Here is a 17,998-nt window from a genome sequence, read left to right on the forward strand (position 1 = left end):
TACTCCAAATCTATCTTTTATTTATCTCATTAATTAGGATATTTTAATCCGCTTGCAGCTAAATACCATTTAGGTTTTACAATCTTTCGACGATAAATCCAAATAATAATTGCCGCCACAAATAATACTACACTTAAGGCTTGTGAAACTCTAATTGTATTCCAAATATATAAGCTATCTGTTCGCATTCCTTCAACAAAAAATCTCACAATTGAATACCATATTACATAGGATAAGAATATTTCTCCTTGTTTAAATAAATGTTTTTTATGCCTTAAGCACAAAATAAGAATCAAACCAATCAAATTAAAAAAGGATTCATACAAAAATGTTGGTTGATAATATACACCGTTAATTCTCATTTGTTGAATAATAAAATTGGGAAGGTGCAAACTCTGTAGATACGCCAATGTTGTCGGACTACCATGTGCTTCTTGATTCATAAAATTGCCCCACCGTCCAATTATTTGAGCTGCCATTACTCCGGGAGCAATAATATCAAGCATTAACCAAACTGATAAATTTCTTTTTTTACAAAAAATAATTAGGACAATTAAGCCCCCTAATAATCCTCCATAGACAGCAATTCCGCCATTCCAAATGGCAATAATTTCACTTGGATGTTGTGAAAAATATCCCCATTCAAATACAACGTAGTATATTCGCGCACAGACAAAGCCAATCGGCACCGCCCAGAGTAACAAATCAATAAAATCATCTGGTGCAATATTTCGTCTTTTTCCTTCTTGAATAGCAATTAAGGTGGCTACTAAGACCGCTGTAGCCATAATTATACCGTACCACTTAACGGTAACTGGGCCAATATTAAAGGCAATCGGGCTCAATAATAAAGTCATTACTTCTTATCCTTTGCTTCCTTAGAATTATCTGAAATTAATTCTGCCAAATTTTGTTTAAATTTTTTGCTAGCATCATAACCCATTCTTTTAGCACGAAAGTTCATGGCTGCTACTTCGATGATTATGGCAAGATTCCGCCCAACTTTCACCGGAATAGTAATTTGTGGTATGGAAACTCCTACCAGTTCTTTTTTGTCTTCGTTTAATCCTAAGCGCTCATAGTTTGATTCTGGATTCCAATTTTCTAACTTAATTATCAGTTGGATCTCACTATTATCTCTTACCGAACCTGCACCAAACAAGTTCATAACATCAATTATTCCAATCCCACGAATCTCCATCAAATGCTTCAATATTTTAGGAGCTTCACCAACTACTGTTTTTTCATCCTTCTGGAAAACATCTACTCGATCATCAGCAATTAATCGATGTCCACGCTTAATTAAGTCCAAAGCAGTTTCTGATTTTCCTACTCCAGAATTACCGATAATCATGACCCCCATTCCATATATTTCCACTAAAACACCATGCATACTTTTACGTGGGGCAAGTTTTTCATCAAGATAATCTGTAAGTAAGCTAGACAATCTGGTTGTTGCTAACTTACTTTGAAGAACCGGAATTTTAGCTGCATTACATGCACTAATTAGTTCTTCTGGAACAGGCAAATCTCTTGAGATAACAAAACACGGAGTTTCAGGAGTTGCCATTCTTTCAAAAACTTTTTCTCTATCTTCGTGACTTAAATTCTTACTATAAGAAATCTCAGTTCTTCCCAAAAGTTGAATTCTTTCTTTTGGATAAAAATCAAAATAACCAGTTAATTCTAAACCCGGACGAGAAATATCTGATACAGAAATAACTTTTTGTTTTAAAAAATTCTCACCTTCAATAACTTTTAAAGTTGAGTTAGCCTTAACTAATTCATATACTGTAACCGGTTCAACCATGGCTATGCCTCTCAATATTTAAAATACTATTCTTTAATTTGGGTTCTGCTGACTTAGTTGCCATTGTAAAAATGCATAAATAAAGTCATCAATTTTACCATCCATTACTCCATTTACATCACTAGTCTCATAGTTCGTTCTGTGATCTTTAACCATGTTGTAGGGATGAAAAACATAAGAGCGAATTTGTGATCCAAAATTAATATTTTGTTGATCACCTTTTAAGGCTTCAGTTTGCTTTCGTTTCTTTTCTTCTTCTAATTGGAATAACTTAGCACGCAACATATTCATTGCAGTTTCACGATTCTGAATTTGAGATCGTTGTGCTTGAGATGAAGTTACAATGCCAGTAGGTAAGTGAGTTATTCGCACAGCACTTGAAGTTTTATTAATATGCTGTCCCCCAGCTCCACTAGACCTAAAAACGTCAATTCTCAAATCATCTGGATTAATATCAATTTTGATACTTTGATCAATTTCAGGTATGACTTCTACTGAAGCGAAAGAAGTATGCCTTCTTTTAGCAGAATCGAAAGGAGAAATACGTACTAAGCGATGTACCCCATTTTCTGATTTTAGCAAACCAAAAGCATTTATACCCTCGATTCGAATGCTGACACTCTTAACACCGGCTTCATCTCCAGCTTCATAATTCTCTATTTCAAATTTTAAATGATGACTTTCACTATAGCGCTTGTACATTCGTAAGAGCATATCTGCCCAATCCATTGCTTCAGTTCCACCCGCTCCTGGATGAATTTCAACAAGAGCATTATGTTGATCATATTTGCCAGATAGTAACAAATTCAACTCATAATTATGAAAAGCAGAATTTAACTTCTGTAAATCAGTACTTATCTCTTTTTCGAGAGAATCATCTGGCATTTCCCTTAATAAATCTAAGGCAACTTTAGTGTCCTCAAAACTTTGTTCTAATTCCTTAAATTTATTACTTTTTTCTTTTATTACATTAGTTTCATTAATTAATTTTTGAGCTTTTTCTTGATTATCCCAGAAATTTGGTTCTGTCATTTTTTGCTCATTAATAGCAATACTCTCATTCAAGGAATCAAAGTCAAAGAGACCTCCTAAAGTGATTTAATTTGACTTCCAGTTCATTTAAATTGTTTTGTATTTCACTAATTTCCATAAATTCACCTATAAGAAAAGGAGGTCTTTCACCTCCCTTATATTAACGACTCAAATTTTGTCTGATCTGTGCTTTCATAAATAAACGGGTGGCATCATATTCAATGTTACCAACCATTTCTTCAAACATGCGATATCCGGCTTCTTGATATTCCACTAAAGGATTCAATTGACCATAACCACGCAAAGAAATTGATTGACGCAATTGATCCATTGCATCAATATGATCTGTCCAACGATCATCAACCACACGCAATATTACAACTTTTTCAAACTCTAACATTTGACTTGGATCAGCAAGCTGTTCTTGCTTTTCTTTATAATTTTCTTCTGCTAACTGATAAAGTTTTTCTTTTAATTCATCAGCACTTAGCTTTGCCAAATCAATATTCTTAGTAGTTTCTTCATCAGTAAGACTAGACGAAATAAAGTCTCTTAATTGATCATTACGCCAGTCCTTCTTTTCACCTTGAGTATAAAGATCAACTTGATGTGAAATAGTGCGTTTAATCATTGGCATCAAGATATGACGCAAAGATTTTTCCTCATTAATTACCTGCATTCTTTCGCCATAAATAATTTCACGCTGCGTTCTCATAACATCATCATATTGCAAAGTTTGCTTACGAGTATCGTAATTATTACCTTCAACACGTTTCTGGGCAGACTCTACTTGATTAGTAATCATTTTACTTTCAATTACTTTATCTTCATCATTATCTGAGATTCGGTCTAAGAATGCTTTAATACGTTCTGAACCAAAACGTTTCATTAAATCATCCTCTAAAGAAAGATAAAAACGAGTTACTCCAGGATCTCCTTGACGACCTGAACGTCCACGTAATTGATTATCAATACGACGTGATTCATGACGTTCAGTTCCGATAACTGCAAGTCCACCAAGTTCCTTTACACCAGGTCCTAATTTAATATCAGTACCACGACCAGCCATGTTAGTTGCAATAGTAACGGCACCCTTTTGCCCAGCATTCATGATAATCTCGGCTTCTTTAGCGTGATTTTTTGCATTAAGAACTGCGTGAGGTATTCCAGCTTGATTAAGAAGATTACTTAACCGTTCAGAGCTTTCAATAGCTACAGTACCAACTAAAACAGGTTGACCTTTAGCATGACGCTCTTTAATTTCTTCAACCACTGCATGAAACTTAGAATCTAGGTTAGGATACAAGCGGTCAGGCATATCAATTCTTGCCTTAGGCTTATTGGTTGGAATTGTAATAACCTGCATATTATAAATTTCACGGAATTCTTCTTCTTCTGTTTTACCTGTACCAGTCATCCCTGAAAGTTTCTTATACATTCTAAAGAAGTTCTGGTAAGTAATCGTAGCTTGAGTCTTTGATTCCTCTTGGATTTGAACACCTTCTTTAGCCTCAATTGCTTGGTGTAACCCATCAGAATAACGTCTACCTTCCATTACACGTCCAGTAAAGGAATCAACGATCATTACTTCACCATCATTAACCACATAGTCAATATCTTTTAACATAATGTAGTTAGCACGAAGGGCCTGATCGATATGGTGAACAAGAACCTGATTATCAATATCATAAAGGTTCTTCAAACCAAAATGCTTACATGCCTTTTCAATACCTTGATTAGTTAGATTAATTGTTTTTGTAGGCCAATCAATCTTGTAATCGCCATGATCTTCATCGTCATCTACGTCATCATCGCTCTTATCTTCTACCAAAGTTTTAACAAAGCGATCTGCACGAATATAATCACCATTAGATTGAGTAGCTTGACCTGAAATAATCAGTGGAGTTCTGGCTTCATCAATTAAAATCGAATCGACCTCATCAATAATTGCATAATTTAAAGGACGTTGAACCATTTGTTCTTTATAGACAACCATGTTATCTCTCAGGTAATCAAAACCTAATTCAGAGTTAGTTGAATAAGTTACATCGCAATTATATGCTTCGCGCTTTTCATCAGGTGACATTGAATTCAAGTTTAATCCAACTGTTAATCCTAACCACTTATAAAGTTGGCCCATTTCACTTTCATCACGCGATGAAAGATATTCGTTCACAGTAACAACATGAACACCTTTGCCAGTTAAAGCATTAAGATATACTGGCATAGTAGCTGTCAAAGTCTTTCCTTCACCAGTCATCATCTCAGAGATATTACCAAAATGAAGTGAAATCCCACCAATAATTTGTACGCGATAAGGGTATAAGCCTAAAACTCTTCTTGCTCCTTCACGAGCTGTGGCAAAAGCTTCAGGTAAAATATCATCCAAAGTTTCCCCATTTTCCAATCTTTTACGAAATTCAGGGGTCTTTGCCTTTAGTTCATCATCACTTAACTTTTCATATTCATCAGCATAGGATTCAACCTTGTCTGCTAATTTTTCAAATCTTTTTAATTCTCTCTTATCAGTGTCATAAAGTTTTCTTAAAATATTAGCCATTAAATCGATCCTTAAATTAAAAATTGTGCACAAATCTAAATAGATATACCATGCAATTTTAACATTTTTCAAGCAAAAATAAAATGGGCTAATAAAAAAATGTTCCCATCCTGTAAATGAGAACATTTTTTATTTATTCATTTGTTTCTATCAAACCATAACGTCCATCATTACGTTTATAAACAATACTCGTACCATTGGTATCTGCATCTTGGAAAACAAAGAAATCATGGCCTAGCATATCCATTTGTAGGATTGCCTCTTCCGGATCCATTGGTTTTAAATTTAATCTCTTGTTACGAACAATATTAAATTTTTCCGGAGCTTGCTCTTCCTCAACACTTTCGTTAAAGAAATCTTTGATTCCCTTAGCTCTACTCTTACGATTAATCCTAGTCTTATATTTTCTAATTTGACGTTCTAACTTTTCTGATACAAAATCTATACTCTTATACATATCATCTGTAACATCTTCAGCACGCAAAACCAAATATGGTAAAGGAATTGTTACTTCAACTTTAGCTGAGTGATCAGGATAAACACGCATATTTACATGTGCAATTACATCGGTATTAGTTTCAAAATATTTTTCAAGTTTCTCAAGACGTTTTTCAACATAGTCTCTTAATGCATCTGTAATTTCAATGTTTTCACCACGTACATTATATTTAATCATAGTACTCTCCTTTACATAATTTTGCTCTTTCTTTATTTTTATTATACCAAATAATGTAAGCGATAACAAAATTAACGTGCTATTGTAAAACTTTGAATATCACAAGACGGAAAAGCTTTTAAAATTGCATCTCTAGCATGATAAATTGTTCTTCCCGTAGTATAAATATCATCTAGTAACAGAATCTTTTGTGGTTTTCTTTTAAAAAAATAATCTTCTTTAACACTAAAGGTTTGTTTAGTCTCTAATCTTTCCCGCTTATTCTTTTCTCCTTGAGGAGCCTCATGATCGCTTTTTTCCAATAAATTAGTCAATTCCACCAGCTCACAATAAATGCTTGTAATCGTATCATAACCACGTATTTTTAAGTGTGACGGAGAAGATGGTAATGGTACATATAAATCAGCCTTCGGTATTTTATATATTAAAGCTTGTAAAACTCGTCGCATTTCATAATCACCATAACGCTTGTATTGCACCATTAAGTCATGGAAAGCAGCGTTATAACGATATAACGAAATATTTTTAATTATTTTTCCCTGATAGCATTTTTGCCAATAGTGACAGTCCTTACATATTTTTTCCGCTTTAATTAAAGACTTGGAACAATTCTGACATCCATCTTTTGTTAGTTTATGAAACTTGTTTTTGCAATTTGAACAAATATATTGGGGTGTATTTTTCCTAAATAAAAACAATTCCCGATAATTAAGCTGAGCAGCAAATCTGGTAAAACACATTAAGCATTCGTTCATTGGTTCATCTCTCTTATCTGGCGATTCGCTTGCCTAATATTTTTGGTATAGCGATGATAACAAAAAATAACTTTTCCGGATTTATCATCCATACTCCGACCAACTCTACCAGCGATCTGCACTAAACTTGGAGTAGTATAAATTTTATCATCCGCAGCCACGACTATTACTTGAACATGCGGAAAAGTTACTCCCCGCTCTAAGATGGTAGTAGTTAATAAAATATCAATCTTACTATCTCTAAATTGTTGTACTTTTTCTTGTCTCTCCTTATCTCCAGCATAGACAGTAGCAATTCGTAATTTTGTACAAGCTTTCGCCAAAGTATTTTTGTAATCTTCTAATTCAGAAATTCTTGGAATAAAAATCAAGATTGGTTTATGCAGAAGCAATAAGTGGTTAATAGTATTCAATAATTTATAATTAATTTTTTTATTTTTGATAAAAGGTCTAAGATAAAATTGATTTTCTGGTACTGGCAATAATCCCCCATGAAATCTCCTATTCAAACGTGAATAATCAATCTTCCTATTCCGCACTTTTTCTAATAATTCGGGATCAGGAGTAGCAGTCAAATAAAATTGAACACCATTCTTTTTTACTGAAAATCTTGCTCCTGCCAAAAGCATTGGATTATTTACATAAGGAAATGAATCTACTTCATCTATAATTAAAAGATCAAAGCTCCGATAAAATTTTAATAATTGGTGTGTAGTACAAATGATAAATTGCTCATTTTGGGGTTCGCAAAATTCTTTACCATGATATTTTCCAATTGATACTGTTTTAAAAGCTTCGCAAAGTCGTGGATAGAGCTCGTTTACCACATCAATTCTTGGTGTTGCTAATCCCACCCTTAATCCCTGAATTAATGCAGCGTTAATTACTTTAAATAGCATTTCAGTTTTTCCTGCTCCAGTTACGGCATGAACTAAATGGTCACGCTTATTTCTTAATGATAACTGCAATTTTTCCGATACTTTCTCCTGTTGATCAGTTAACTTTCCATGCCACGTTAAATAAGAATTTTTACTAAGCGGATAAACTCTCTTATTAATCTCTTTAAAACGAATTAGGTTATCAGTACTATCAATCCGTCCTAAACCAATGCATTGACGACAATAAACGCATTTATCAGGTAAAATTCCTGATGCAACTTGGTGGCACCGCTGGCAAACACCATTCTGGATTGCCTTAACTTTAGTAGTTTGTTGCGGTATTGTATCATTATAGTTATCCATCACCCATTGTCGTCCATATAATTTTTCATAGTCTTTCAACTTTTTCACCTCATCCCTTATTACGCTAAAAGGAGGCTTTATTTTGTCCACTAAAAATTCTTATCTTACTATTAAGGAAAATGGTAGCAACGAAATAATAATCAAGAAAAGCAAATTTATTTGTTCTATGGCAAGAACCAGTACCATTGACGAAGCTCAAGCTTTCATAAAGAAAATAAGTAAAAAGTATCATGATGCCACTCATAATACTTATGCCTACACAATTGGAATAAACGATGACCAGGTTAAAGCAAGTGATAATGGTGAACCTGCAGGCACGGCAGGCGTACCTGAACTAAAGGCCTTGCAGCTGATGAAGTTAAAAAACGTAACTGCTGTAGTTACGCGATACTTTGGAGGAACAAAATTAGGATCTGGAGGATTAATTCGTGCTTATTCAAATTCAATAATAAAAGCTGCAGAAACAATTGGAGTAGTACGATGTAGTTTGCAGCAAGAAATTAATTTTACCATTAGTTATTCACAAGTAGATTCTGTTAATAATTTACTTAAGCAAAAAAATATTGCTATTATTAACCAGAACTATACAACTGCCGTCACTTATACAATTATGCTTGATCTTGAAGAAGTTGATCCATTTAAAGCAGAATTAATAGATTTTCTTTCAGGAAATGTTACCTTTACTTTGGGAGAAAAACGTTTTAATGAAACGTTACTCAAAACTAATAATCTTCATGAACAATAAAAGACCTGAGCAAATGCTCAGGTCTTTTATTACTTCTTTTTATTATGATCTTTCACTTCAGGATCAGCTCGCATCATTTTATTAATATTTCTTTGTAAAAAATGCAGCAATGGTTTAAATTTTTCACCTAATAATCCAATCGTTTCCACAAAGAGCTCTAGGGCAAATAATAACCCCAAAATTAAAGGCCATATTCCCCAACTTGGAGCACTAATAAAAATTAATGAAACAAACGAAAATATTAATGAAATACCATAAATGGCTAAAACTGTCTGTCGATGCGACAATCCCATTTTCATTAATTGGTGGTGCAAATGATGCTTATCAGCTGCAGAAATTGGTTTTTTATTCAATTTTCTTCGTATCATTGCATAAACAGTATCAGTAATTGGCACTCCTAAAATAATTATTGGAACAAGCATTGAAATAAACGTAACATTTTTCAATCCTTTAACTGAGAGAATTGAAATCATAAAACCGATATAAAGTGCCCCTGTATCCCCTAAAAATATTTTCGCAGGATGAAAATTATACGGTAAAAAACCAACTAAGCAGCATGCCAACATAACACACATCAAAGGAACATAATGTTGCCAAGTATGTAAAAAGAAATATCCTACAATTCCCATAGTTATGAGTGAGATCATTGAAACACCCGTAGCCAGGCCATCTAACCCATCAATTAAATTAACAGCGTTAGTCAGTGCTAAAATCCAAAATACTGTTATTGGCAAACTCCACCAGCCAAGTTGGATCCTTCCGAACCACGGTAAAGAAATTTCATTCATTTTTATTCCTGCTAAAAAATAAATTACTAAAGCTGCTAAAAGAATACCAAACATCTTTTGTTTAGGTTTTAATTCATTAATATCATCGATAAGTCCAGTCAAAATAATAATACTGGCAGCAAGCAATATCGAAAAAAGTTCATGAGTTGGAAATTTATCACGCAAAAGAATAAAAGTTCCAATATTAAAAGCAATAAAAATACCCAATCCCCCAATTGTAGGCATTGGACGTTTATTAACACGACGAACATTTGGATTGTCCACAGCACCTAAGACAAATGCTAATTTTCGTATAAATGGTGTAATTGCTGCTGAGATAATTACAAGTAAAAATAATTTAACAATTGTTTGAAACATAATTTGCTACTTTCTTAAACATCTTTTTTTATTATACAAAGAGCGTTCAACAAACACAATAAAGTCTAGATAATTACTTCACAAAAAAAGTACTAAGCTATTTTACTTAGTACTTTTTAGGTTATTTGGCTATCGCTACAGCCCGTTTTTCACGAATCACAGTAACTTTAATGTTACCTGGATATTCCATATTAGCTTCAATTTGTTTCTTTATTTCTCTTGCCAAAATAATAGTTCGAGCATCAGATATTTTATCTGGCTCAACCATTACTCGAATTTCACGTCCCGCTTGAATTGCGTATGCCTGGCTTACACCTTGATGGCCTTTAGCAATGGTTTCAAGTTCTTCTAAACGTTTAACATAGTTTTCAAGAGATTCACTTCTTGCTCCTGGACGAGCAGAAGAAATTGTATCAGCTGCTACAACCAATTCTGCAATAAATGATAATTTCGGCACATCATCATGATGGGCTGCAATTGCATTTATAACAACATCAGATTCATGATATTTACGGGCTAGCTCTACACCAATCTCAACATGAGAGCCTTCGATTTCGTGATCGATCGACTTTCCAATATCGTGTAATAATCCCGCGCGTACGGCTATTTTTTCATCTAATCCAAGTTCAGCTGCCATTACACCAGTTAATTTACCAACTTCAATTGAGTGGGCAAGAACATTTTGTCCATATGAAGTTCTGTATTTCAAACGGCCTAAAAGTTTTACAAGTTCAGGATGCATCTTATGAATACCAAGTTCCATTAAGGCACTTTCTCCTGCTTCATAAATGTCATCATTTACTTCTTTTCTTGCTTTATCAACCATCTCTTCAATTCGAGCTGGATGAATCCGTCCATCTTTAATTAGACGTTCCAATGCTCTTTTTGCAACTTCACGTCTAATTGGATCAAAACCACTTAACACAACAACATCTGGTGTATCATCAATGATAAGATCAACCCCTGTTAAGGCCTCAAATGAGCGAATATTGCGACCCTCTCGCCCAATTATTCGTCCCTTCATATCATCATTTGGTAAATTTACAACAGCAACAGTTTTTTCTGATACGGTATCAGCTGCACTACTTTGAATAGCATCGATAATTACTTTCTGAGCAAAACGATCAGCCTTTGCTTTAACCTCTTCATTACTTTCTTTAATTAATTCTGCTCTTTCTGTAATTAATTGATCAGATAAGTTATCAAGGATAATTTTTTTTGCTTCAGCCTGACTTAGCTTTCCTACCTCATATAACTTTTCTTGTCGTTGTGCTATTAAGTCTTCGGCTTGCTGTTCCCTTTCAGAAACCTTTACTTGCAATTGCTTAACTTGTTGTTCTTTTTGTGTGAGTTTAGCATCTTTTTGATCTAATAAATTGTCTTTACGATCAATTGCATCTTCACGTTGCAATAAGCGGTTTTCTTGCTTAGAAATTTCTTGTCTTCGCTCATTCAATTCGGTATCGATTCGTTCTCGATATTTATGAATTTGTTCTTGAGCTTCCAAAATTTTTTCTTTTTTAGTGTCTTCTGCATTTTTTTTCAATGATGACGCCATTTGTTCTTGGCGCGTCACTTCTTTTTGTGCAGCTTCTACTTTAGCTTGAGCAGCTGCAATTATATGATCTGCATCTTTTTGTGCATTTTTTACAGCTTTTTCCCATTTATTCTTACGAATAGAATAGCCAATAAAACCACCGATCAGAATTGAAACAATAGCGACAGCACAGGATGTTAAAATTATATTTATCATATTTACTATCGCCTTTTTTAATTAGAATTATTCACACAATAATAATAATAAGAGTCAAAGCAAATAAAGTCAATTAAACAAAAATAGATCCTAGATTAAATTCCAAGATCTAAATTAATTTGACTATTCTGTTTTATCTTTTTCGGCTTTACTCGCCTTATCCTTTTCATCAGCAGCTTTACTATCTTGATCAACCGAATCTTCATCCATACCATAAGCTGCTCTGACCTTTTTCATTACTTCATCATATACATCTGGATGATCTGCAAGATACTGCTTAGCATTTTCTCTACCTTGACCAATACGATCATCTCCATACGAATACCATGATCCAGCTTTATTAATAATATCCTTATCAGCCGCCATATCAATTAGCTCACCAGTTTGTGATACTCCATGTCCATACATAATATCAACTTCTGCGACTTTAAATGGAGGTGCAACTTTATTTTTTACAACTTTTAGTTTAACGCGGTTACCAATTACATCCGTTCCTTGTTTAATTTGCTCTGCTCTTCTAACTTCAAGACGAATAGTAGAGTAAAATTTCAAAGCCCGTCCACCTGGAGTGGTTTCTGGATTTCCAAACATTACACCAACTTTTTCACGTATTTGGTTAATAAATAGTGCAATAGTTTTTGTTTTAGAGATTGTACCAGATAATTTTCTTAAAGCTTGACTCATTAGACGAGCCTGTAATCCGACATGAGAATCCCCCATATCTCCTTCAATTTCTGCTCGAGGAACCAATGCAGCAACTGAATCCACAACTACAATATCAATTGCACCACTTGATATCAAAGTATCAGCAATTTCTAATCCTTCTTCTCCTGTGTTAGGTTGTGAAAGAATTAAAGAATCAATATCAACTCCTAGTGCTTCTGCATAAGCTGGATCCATCGCATTTTCTGCATCAATATATGCTGCAGTTCCTCCACGTTTTTGTACTTCAGCAACTGCATGTAAAGCCACAGTAGTCTTACCAGAACTTTCAGGCCCATAAATTTCAACAATTCTGCCGCGAGGATAACCTCCTACCCCGAGTGCAGCATCAAGCGCTAAAGAGCCACTTGGTACAGTAGAAATTTGCGTATCAGCTTTTGCACCCATTCGCATAACTGCGCCCTTACCAAAATTCTTTTCAATTTTTTTAAGTGCAGCATCTAAAGCCGCTTGTTTTTCATCTTTAGCCAATTTAGTCCTCCTTAATTTACTTCTCTAATTATACTTGGTTTTCATGATAAAAATCAAGATAAAAAGCGAACAAATGTTTCGTGTTTATTTTCTCTAACTTTTATTACGCTAAATTTTCTTATTCCAACCAAAAAAGAAGTCGAAAATTCGACTTCTTTTTAAATTACATTGAACCCTTAAAAATATCCCAAGAACTATGGAAATAATCCCATCCTGAATAAATAGTAAAAATTAGTGCAATGTATAGTAAAATTGTTCCAATATAGAAAAAGTTTCCAACGAGTAAAAAAATAATTGCTAGCATTTGACAGGTAGTCTTAATTTTTCCTGGCATTTTAGCTGCTATAACTTCACCATTATTTTCCACTACTATCTCGCGTAAACCACTAACTGCTAATTCCCGACAAACTATAATAGCAATTACCCAGGCTGGAGCTTGCCAACTTGAATTAGAATACAAATATACTAAAAATACAAATGCTGTCATAGTAAGCATTTTGTCTGCAATAGGATCAGCAAATTTACCGAAATTTGTAACCAAATTTCTTGCACGTGCTATATGGCCATCTAGCCAATCTGTAAATGAGGCTAAGGCAAAGACAACAGCAGCAATTACCCAACTCCAAGTTAAGTGCCATTGCCCAACATCTATTCCTGCATGACCACCAAAAATAATAATTAGCATAAAAACAGGAATTAATATAATTCTAAATACAGTTAATTTATTTGGTAAATTCATTATTGGTTCGTTTTGCCTCCAGCATTAGTTTGCGTTTGTCCACTACTTTGATTACTTTGACTTGCTTGTTCTGTAGTTGAGCTTGATGGTTGTGTTTGTTGTGATTGAACTGGCTGTCTTGTTTGTGATTCTCTAGTTGATGCACTATTTTGATTACTACTACTTTGAGTAGTTTGACTATTTTGGCTCACATTAGAATTACTAGTAGTATTATTAGAACTACTATATTGATTATAGCTACTATTAGTTTGAGTATTTGCAGAATTTTGACTAGTATCAGCAGTTCTAAAAATAAAGTTAATTGTCATCGAAGCAGCTGGATTAGTCTCATCCTGAGCTTTAACTCTCTTACCATCTAAAGTCAATTTGGTAGATTGAGTATTACTAAAGAGAACCGATACATTTTGTACATCTTTAGCTAAGCGAATAGTATGGGAATCATTACTACGAAGAGTACCTTGCCAAACTACACTACCATTAACCATAACTTGTGCATATGTTGATGTAGCGCCAGTAGCAAGTTTTAGATCACGATTACGTGCTTTACTCCAGTCTCGTACTCGATAAGTATTATTACCTAAACTTTCAAGTCTAATCTTTGAAGTTGAGGTACTCTTTTTAGGTGTCTTCTTCGACTTCTTGGGTGACTCTGAAGATGAAGAAACCGTGACATTATTTGCTTGATTTGCAGATTGTTGATTTGCAGTACCAGTGAAGAAATGGCTATAAAGCAAATAAACTACAAAAATCACTAAGAAAATTCCAATAATTGCAGCTGCTTTTGGAAGATAAGCACGCCATAAGCCCTTTTTATTATTGGTTGTACGGCGTACTTCTTCACGCTTATTATCAATAGAATTTTCTACATATTCTTCTGGTTTTGATTCAGGTACATCGGCGTGTAAATCATTTAATAATTCATTTCCGTTTAAACCGACTACTTGAGCATATTGTTTAATAAATGCACGTGCATAAAAATCACCAGGAAGTTGATCAAAATCATTATTTTCTAAGGCTTCAAGATAACGATATTGAATCTTAGTAATTTTTTCAATATCTTTAAGCGACATTCCCTTTTCTTCTCTTGCTTTACGAAGTTTATCACCAATATCAGACATAATAACCTCTCAATTCTCGTAATTTACTTAGAGTATAACAAATTTTGCGCTTTGATTAAACAAGCCAGCCACCATCAATGTAAATCGTTTGACCAGTAAGATAATCTGCCTGAGGAGAAAGCAAATTTTTTACCCAAAACGAAATATCTCTAGGTACTGCTAATCGATTAACTGGAATTTCATCTTTAACTTCTTCTATAACATCTGCAGAAAAAATTTCATTCATTGGTGTGTCTACTGCCCCTGGAGCTAGAACATTTACCGTTAAATTATTCATGGCCACCTCACGTGCATATGCCTGGACAAATCGAGAAATTCCACTCTTACTTGCACTGTATACACTTTCCAAGGCACTTCCTTGTTTTCCATAAACTGACCCCAAATAAATAATTCTGCTATGTTCGCGAGATAAAAGTAAAGGGGTCAAAAGTTTTGTCAACTTAATAGGCGTAACCATGTTAATCTTCAAAATTTTTTCTATGGTTGTAAGAGATTGAGCAGATAAAAAATTATAATCAGTTATTCCCTGTGCAAAAATAACTGCATTAATTGAAAATATTCCTTTACTTAGGTTAATAAATTTTTCATCGGGGTCAAGAAAAGATAATTGCAAAAGGAAAAATTCTTGTTGGGGATATAATTTTACTAATTTCTTTTGTATTTGTTTGGCCCTCAACTCATTCTTTTCAAAATGTAAATATAAGGACCACCCTGCTTCAGCTAAGTCAAAAGCAATTTCTTGCCCAATTCCACCTGTTGCCCCAAAAATAATTGCTCGTTTCATTCTTCAATTTCTTTCTCAAGAATAGTAGAAAAAATCTCACTACTATTTAAAATTTTTTCATATATTTGACAAAATTCACTAAACCCAATAGTTTGAATTTTTTGGTATAATTCAGATCTACTTTCCCCGTCTAATGAATATTCAGCCTCTTCTATTGCTAGATTTTCAATCTGATCACACTCACGAATATTATTAGCAAGAAAAATTTTTCTCTGTAAATTAAAATTACTCTCAACAATACTTCCAAATTGCACTTGACGCTTTATTTCATTTAGTAGTTTTTCTGGTTTATCACTCGAACCACTAATGATTGCATAGTTTCCCTGTCTGGTATAAGTCACATTAATAGACAGTGGCGTTGCAAGCAATTCAGCCTTTTGAGCTTCTTCAAACCATATACTACTAGCCCCTAAGCGTGCTTCCAACATCATTTCAACTAAAATTTGAACTTGACCTTTTGTTAAGGGCAAACCTAATGAATAAAAATCTGGTAATTTAATCCCAACTCCTATCATAGGAATGTTAGCACTCCCCTTAATCCTGCCATCTTTTATCTTCGACGATTGCACATCTTGCCAAGAATTCTTTCTTTTTTTCAAAGATCTAAAATACTTTTCCTGTAATTTGCCTACTTCACGCAAAATCTCGTGGGCTTGATTTTTACTAAAGCCCCCGCAAGCCACAAATTCTAAATTACCACTATAGTAATTTTTCGCATATATTTTACTTAAGATCTCAGGAGTCATTTTCTGTAATGATAAAGATGTACCAGTTAAGTCTTCAGCTAAATTAGTTTTTGGATACATTTTTCCAAAAAGATCATGATTTAATTGCCAACTTGGCTCATCTTGATACATTGCAAGTTCCTGGGAAATAATTTGCGCCTCTTTTTTTACATTTTTTTCTGTAAAATGAGTTGTTCCTACCAGTTCAAACAAAAGCGGAATAACTTGACGCCAATGCTCTAAAAATTCAACATAAAACATTGTTTCATTGTATGATGTAAAGGCATTAGTGATCGCATTTAAAGCTTCAATTCTTTTTGAAATATCTCCAGTAGTTTTCGCATATAATTTATGTTCTAAAAAGTGTGCTCCCCCACTTAATTCTTGTGTGTCACTTCCACCAAAATCTACAATAATTCCCATAAATTTTTTATAGAACTTAGGTCGACAGATTACTTGAGCCTTAAATCCTGAAGGAAAAGTGCGTTTAAATACTTCTAAATTTCTCATTTTAAACAATAGCTTTCATTCAAAAATAATGATTGAGCAAATTGAGTTAATTTCTTCTCATTAAAGTTCATCACTTTATTTATTCGATCATCAATAGTTAAATTTCTGCCCCTTAAAGAATTTGCTAGCATTTGCATCAATAGCACATTCTCTTGATCTTTATTTTCATGATACATGCGTTTTAATGCTCTTTGAGCCTTATTAAATAGTTCAGTATCAATTTTGCCAGCGGCAACTTCTTTAAGAACAGTTTTAATTTGTTTTTTAGTCTCAGCTAGCTTATTATAATTGATTCCTGTTGAAATCAAAAATAAAGAGTTATCTAATAAATTATCTGCATCAATTGCATAAGCCGCTCCCATTTTTTCCCGAATCGTAGCAAATAACTTTGAAGATTCGTCTCCTGCCAAATACTGACTTAAGATAATTCCGCCAAACTGGCGCAGATCAGATGATAATTTATTTGGATAACCAAAGCCAAGTAATAATTGTGCCTGTTCATGGTTTCCCGCTTCAACTTTTTTAATTGGATCATACTTTGCAATAATGGAAAGATTTTCAACACTAAAGGATTGTGAAAACCCAGGCCAATCTAGTTTTTCTTGAAGTAAATCTGTAATCAACTTCGGACTTTCAACTAAGCCTAAACAAATTGCTGGTTTTTCCTTTAAAGTTTTAAAAAAATTCTTTATCTGCAGGACAGTACATTTTTTTATAACTTCTAAATCACCAAAAATATTCTCAGAATACTCCGGTAGATTACGGTACCAATATTGATAAAAACGATTCAAGGCATAATTTGCTGGGATGTCTAAGTATTGTGTTCTGACACTAATAAGTTGACTCTTTGCTAAATAGAGTAAAGATGGATTAAAAAGTGGATTTTTAATAATATCCACAAAAGTTTCAATAATCTTTTGATAATTATAATCTGGATTTAAAACTTCCTTGGGTTCAATAAAGTTAATTACATAAAATAAAATTATTTGATTTCCAAAAACCTGCGGGAAAATTGCTAATTGTGCATCATAATATTCTTCTAGAGCTTTAGCTTGAATGCTAATTCCAGGATATCTAGCACTCGCATTATTTTGCATAACTGCTAATATATTTGCCAATGCAAGATTCTCTTGAGTTAAAGGTAAGCGCAAAAAACAGCCCAAAGTGGCTGTTTTAAATTTTGAATTATGCTCAATTTGAATATTAGTCAT

Annotated in this window: 16 protein-coding genes; 1 reads left to right on the plus strand and 15 read right to left on the minus strand. The window is 33.6% G+C overall.

Features of this window, described 5'->3' with window-relative positions:
* Positions 1 to 29: 29 nt before the first annotated feature.
* The 7 genes from lgt to FP432_RS03780 all read right to left on the minus strand — a co-directional run bounded on the left by lgt (position 30) and on the right by FP432_RS03780 (position 8,074).
* Positions 30 to 857, minus strand: a complete 828-nt coding sequence (gene lgt, locus FP432_RS03750; RefSeq protein ID WP_265489513.1) for a prolipoprotein diacylglyceryl transferase — start codon at positions 855 to 857, stop codon at positions 30 to 32.
* Positions 857 to 1,810, minus strand: coding sequence for an HPr(Ser) kinase/phosphatase (hprK, locus tag FP432_RS03755; RefSeq protein WP_265489514.1), 954 nt, complete (start codon positions 1,808 to 1,810; stop codon positions 857 to 859). The genes lgt and hprK overlap by 1 nt, the downstream gene beginning before the upstream one ends.
* Positions 1,811 to 1,843: 33 nt before the next feature.
* Positions 1,844 to 2,960 (minus strand): peptide chain release factor 2 gene (prfB, locus tag FP432_RS03760; RefSeq protein WP_265489515.1). Its coding sequence is split into 2 segments (ribosomal slippage): positions 1,844 to 2,887 and positions 2,889 to 2,960, totalling 1,116 coding nucleotides; the frame shifts between segments, so codons are not numbered across the junction.
* 42 nt (positions 2,961 to 3,002) lie between these two features.
* A complete protein-coding gene (gene secA, locus FP432_RS03765; RefSeq protein ID WP_265489516.1) occupies positions 3,003 to 5,402 on the minus strand; it encodes a preprotein translocase subunit SecA in 2,400 nt (799 codons plus the stop codon).
* 133 nt (positions 5,403 to 5,535) lie between these two features.
* Positions 5,536 to 6,078 (minus strand): ribosome hibernation-promoting factor, HPF/YfiA family, encoded by a 543-nt coding sequence (hpf, locus tag FP432_RS03770; protein WP_265489517.1) that lies wholly within the window; start codon positions 6,076 to 6,078, stop codon positions 5,536 to 5,538.
* Positions 6,079 to 6,149: 71 nt separating this feature from the next.
* Entirely contained in the window at positions 6,150 to 6,833 is a 684-nt protein-coding gene (locus FP432_RS03775; protein ID WP_265489518.1) for a ComF family protein, read from the minus strand.
* A complete protein-coding gene (locus FP432_RS03780) occupies positions 6,830 to 8,074 on the minus strand; it encodes a DEAD/DEAH box helicase (RefSeq protein WP_265489602.1) in 1,245 nt (414 codons plus the stop codon). The genes FP432_RS03775 and FP432_RS03780 overlap by 4 nt, the downstream gene beginning before the upstream one ends.
* A gap of 82 nt (positions 8,075 to 8,156) precedes the next feature.
* On the opposite strand from FP432_RS03780, the gene FP432_RS03785 reads away from it, so the two are divergent.
* Positions 8,157 to 8,819, plus strand: coding sequence for a YigZ family protein (locus FP432_RS03785; RefSeq protein WP_265489519.1), 663 nt, complete (start codon positions 8,157 to 8,159; stop codon positions 8,817 to 8,819).
* A 29-nt stretch (positions 8,820 to 8,848) separates the two neighbouring features.
* Here FP432_RS03785 and FP432_RS03790 read toward each other — a convergent pair whose 3' ends face one another.
* From FP432_RS03790 to FP432_RS03825, 8 genes are all read right to left on the minus strand, one after another.
* Positions 8,849 to 9,964, minus strand: coding sequence for a glycosyltransferase family 4 protein (locus FP432_RS03790; RefSeq protein ID WP_265489520.1), 1,116 nt, complete (start codon positions 9,962 to 9,964; stop codon positions 8,849 to 8,851).
* A gap of 121 nt (positions 9,965 to 10,085) precedes the next feature.
* Entirely contained in the window at positions 10,086 to 11,717 is a 1,632-nt protein-coding gene (gene rny / locus FP432_RS03795; protein WP_265489521.1) for a ribonuclease Y, read from the minus strand.
* A gap of 123 nt (positions 11,718 to 11,840) precedes the next feature.
* Positions 11,841 to 12,911 (minus strand): recombinase RecA, encoded by a 1,071-nt coding sequence (recA, locus tag FP432_RS03800; RefSeq protein WP_265489522.1) that lies wholly within the window; start codon positions 12,909 to 12,911, stop codon positions 11,841 to 11,843.
* A 163-nt stretch (positions 12,912 to 13,074) separates the two neighbouring features.
* On the minus strand, positions 13,075 to 13,650 hold the full coding sequence (gene pgsA, locus FP432_RS03805; protein ID WP_265489523.1) for a CDP-diacylglycerol--glycerol-3-phosphate 3-phosphatidyltransferase: 576 nt from the start codon (positions 13,648 to 13,650) through the stop codon (positions 13,075 to 13,077).
* Positions 13,650 to 14,768 (minus strand): helix-turn-helix domain-containing protein, encoded by a 1,119-nt coding sequence (locus FP432_RS03810; protein ID WP_265489524.1) that lies wholly within the window; start codon positions 14,766 to 14,768, stop codon positions 13,650 to 13,652. Before FP432_RS03810 ends, pgsA begins: the two co-directional genes overlap by 1 nt.
* 55 nt (positions 14,769 to 14,823) lie before the next feature.
* Positions 14,824 to 15,552 carry an elongation factor P 5-aminopentanone reductase gene (ymfI, locus tag FP432_RS03815; protein ID WP_265489525.1) on the minus strand — a complete coding sequence of 243 codons (729 nt, stop codon included), beginning with the start codon at positions 15,550 to 15,552 and terminating at the stop codon, positions 14,824 to 14,826.
* The gene (locus tag FP432_RS03820) at positions 15,549 to 16,787 is read right to left on the minus strand and encodes a M16 family metallopeptidase (RefSeq protein WP_265489526.1); all 1,239 of its coding nucleotides are present in this window, start codon (positions 16,785 to 16,787) and stop codon (positions 15,549 to 15,551) included. Before FP432_RS03820 ends, ymfI begins: the two co-directional genes overlap by 4 nt.
* Entirely contained in the window at positions 16,784 to 17,998 is a 1,215-nt protein-coding gene (locus FP432_RS03825; RefSeq protein WP_265489527.1) for a M16 family metallopeptidase, read from the minus strand. Before FP432_RS03825 ends, FP432_RS03820 begins: the two co-directional genes overlap by 4 nt.

It is taken from the genome of Lactobacillus sp. PV034, from assembly GCF_014522305.1.
Classification (GTDB): Bacteria; Bacillota; Bacilli; order Lactobacillales; family Lactobacillaceae; genus Lactobacillus.

Excerpts from the sequence above, each read along its gene's own strand:
- FP432_RS03780 (WP_265489602.1), bottom strand. The coding sequence starts at position 8,074 with ATGGATAACTATAATGATACAATACCGCAACAAACTACTAAAGTTAAG.
- lgt (WP_265489513.1), bottom strand. The coding sequence starts at position 857 with ATGACTTTATTATTGAGCCCGATTGCCTTTAATATTGGCCCAGTTACC.
- ymfI (WP_265489525.1), bottom strand. The coding sequence starts at position 15,552 with ATGAAACGAGCAATTATTTTTGGGGCAACAGGTGGAATTGGGCAAGAA.
- FP432_RS03820 (WP_265489526.1), bottom strand. The coding sequence starts at position 16,787 with ATGAGAAATTTAGAAGTATTTAAACGCACTTTTCCTTCAGGATTTAAG.
- hprK (WP_265489514.1), bottom strand. The coding sequence starts at position 1,810 with ATGGTTGAACCGGTTACAGTATATGAATTAGTTAAGGCTAACTCAACT.
- FP432_RS03825 (WP_265489527.1), bottom strand. The coding sequence starts at position 17,998 with ATGACTAATATTCAAATTGAGCATAATTCAAAATTTAAAACAGCCACT.
- secA (WP_265489516.1), bottom strand. The coding sequence starts at position 5,402 with ATGGCTAATATTTTAAGAAAACTTTATGACACTGATAAGAGAGAATTA.
- FP432_RS03810 (WP_265489524.1), bottom strand. The coding sequence starts at position 14,768 with ATGTCTGATATTGGTGATAAACTTCGTAAAGCAAGAGAAGAAAAGGGA.
- rny (WP_265489521.1), bottom strand. The coding sequence starts at position 11,717 with ATGATAAATATAATTTTAACATCCTGTGCTGTCGCTATTGTTTCAATT.
- FP432_RS03775 (WP_265489518.1), bottom strand. The coding sequence starts at position 6,833 with ATGAACGAATGCTTAATGTGTTTTACCAGATTTGCTGCTCAGCTTAAT.
- pgsA (WP_265489523.1), bottom strand. The coding sequence starts at position 13,650 with ATGAATTTACCAAATAAATTAACTGTATTTAGAATTATATTAATTCCT.
- FP432_RS03790 (WP_265489520.1), bottom strand. The coding sequence starts at position 9,964 with ATGTTTCAAACAATTGTTAAATTATTTTTACTTGTAATTATCTCAGCA.
- hpf (WP_265489517.1), bottom strand. The coding sequence starts at position 6,078 with ATGATTAAATATAATGTACGTGGTGAAAACATTGAAATTACAGATGCA.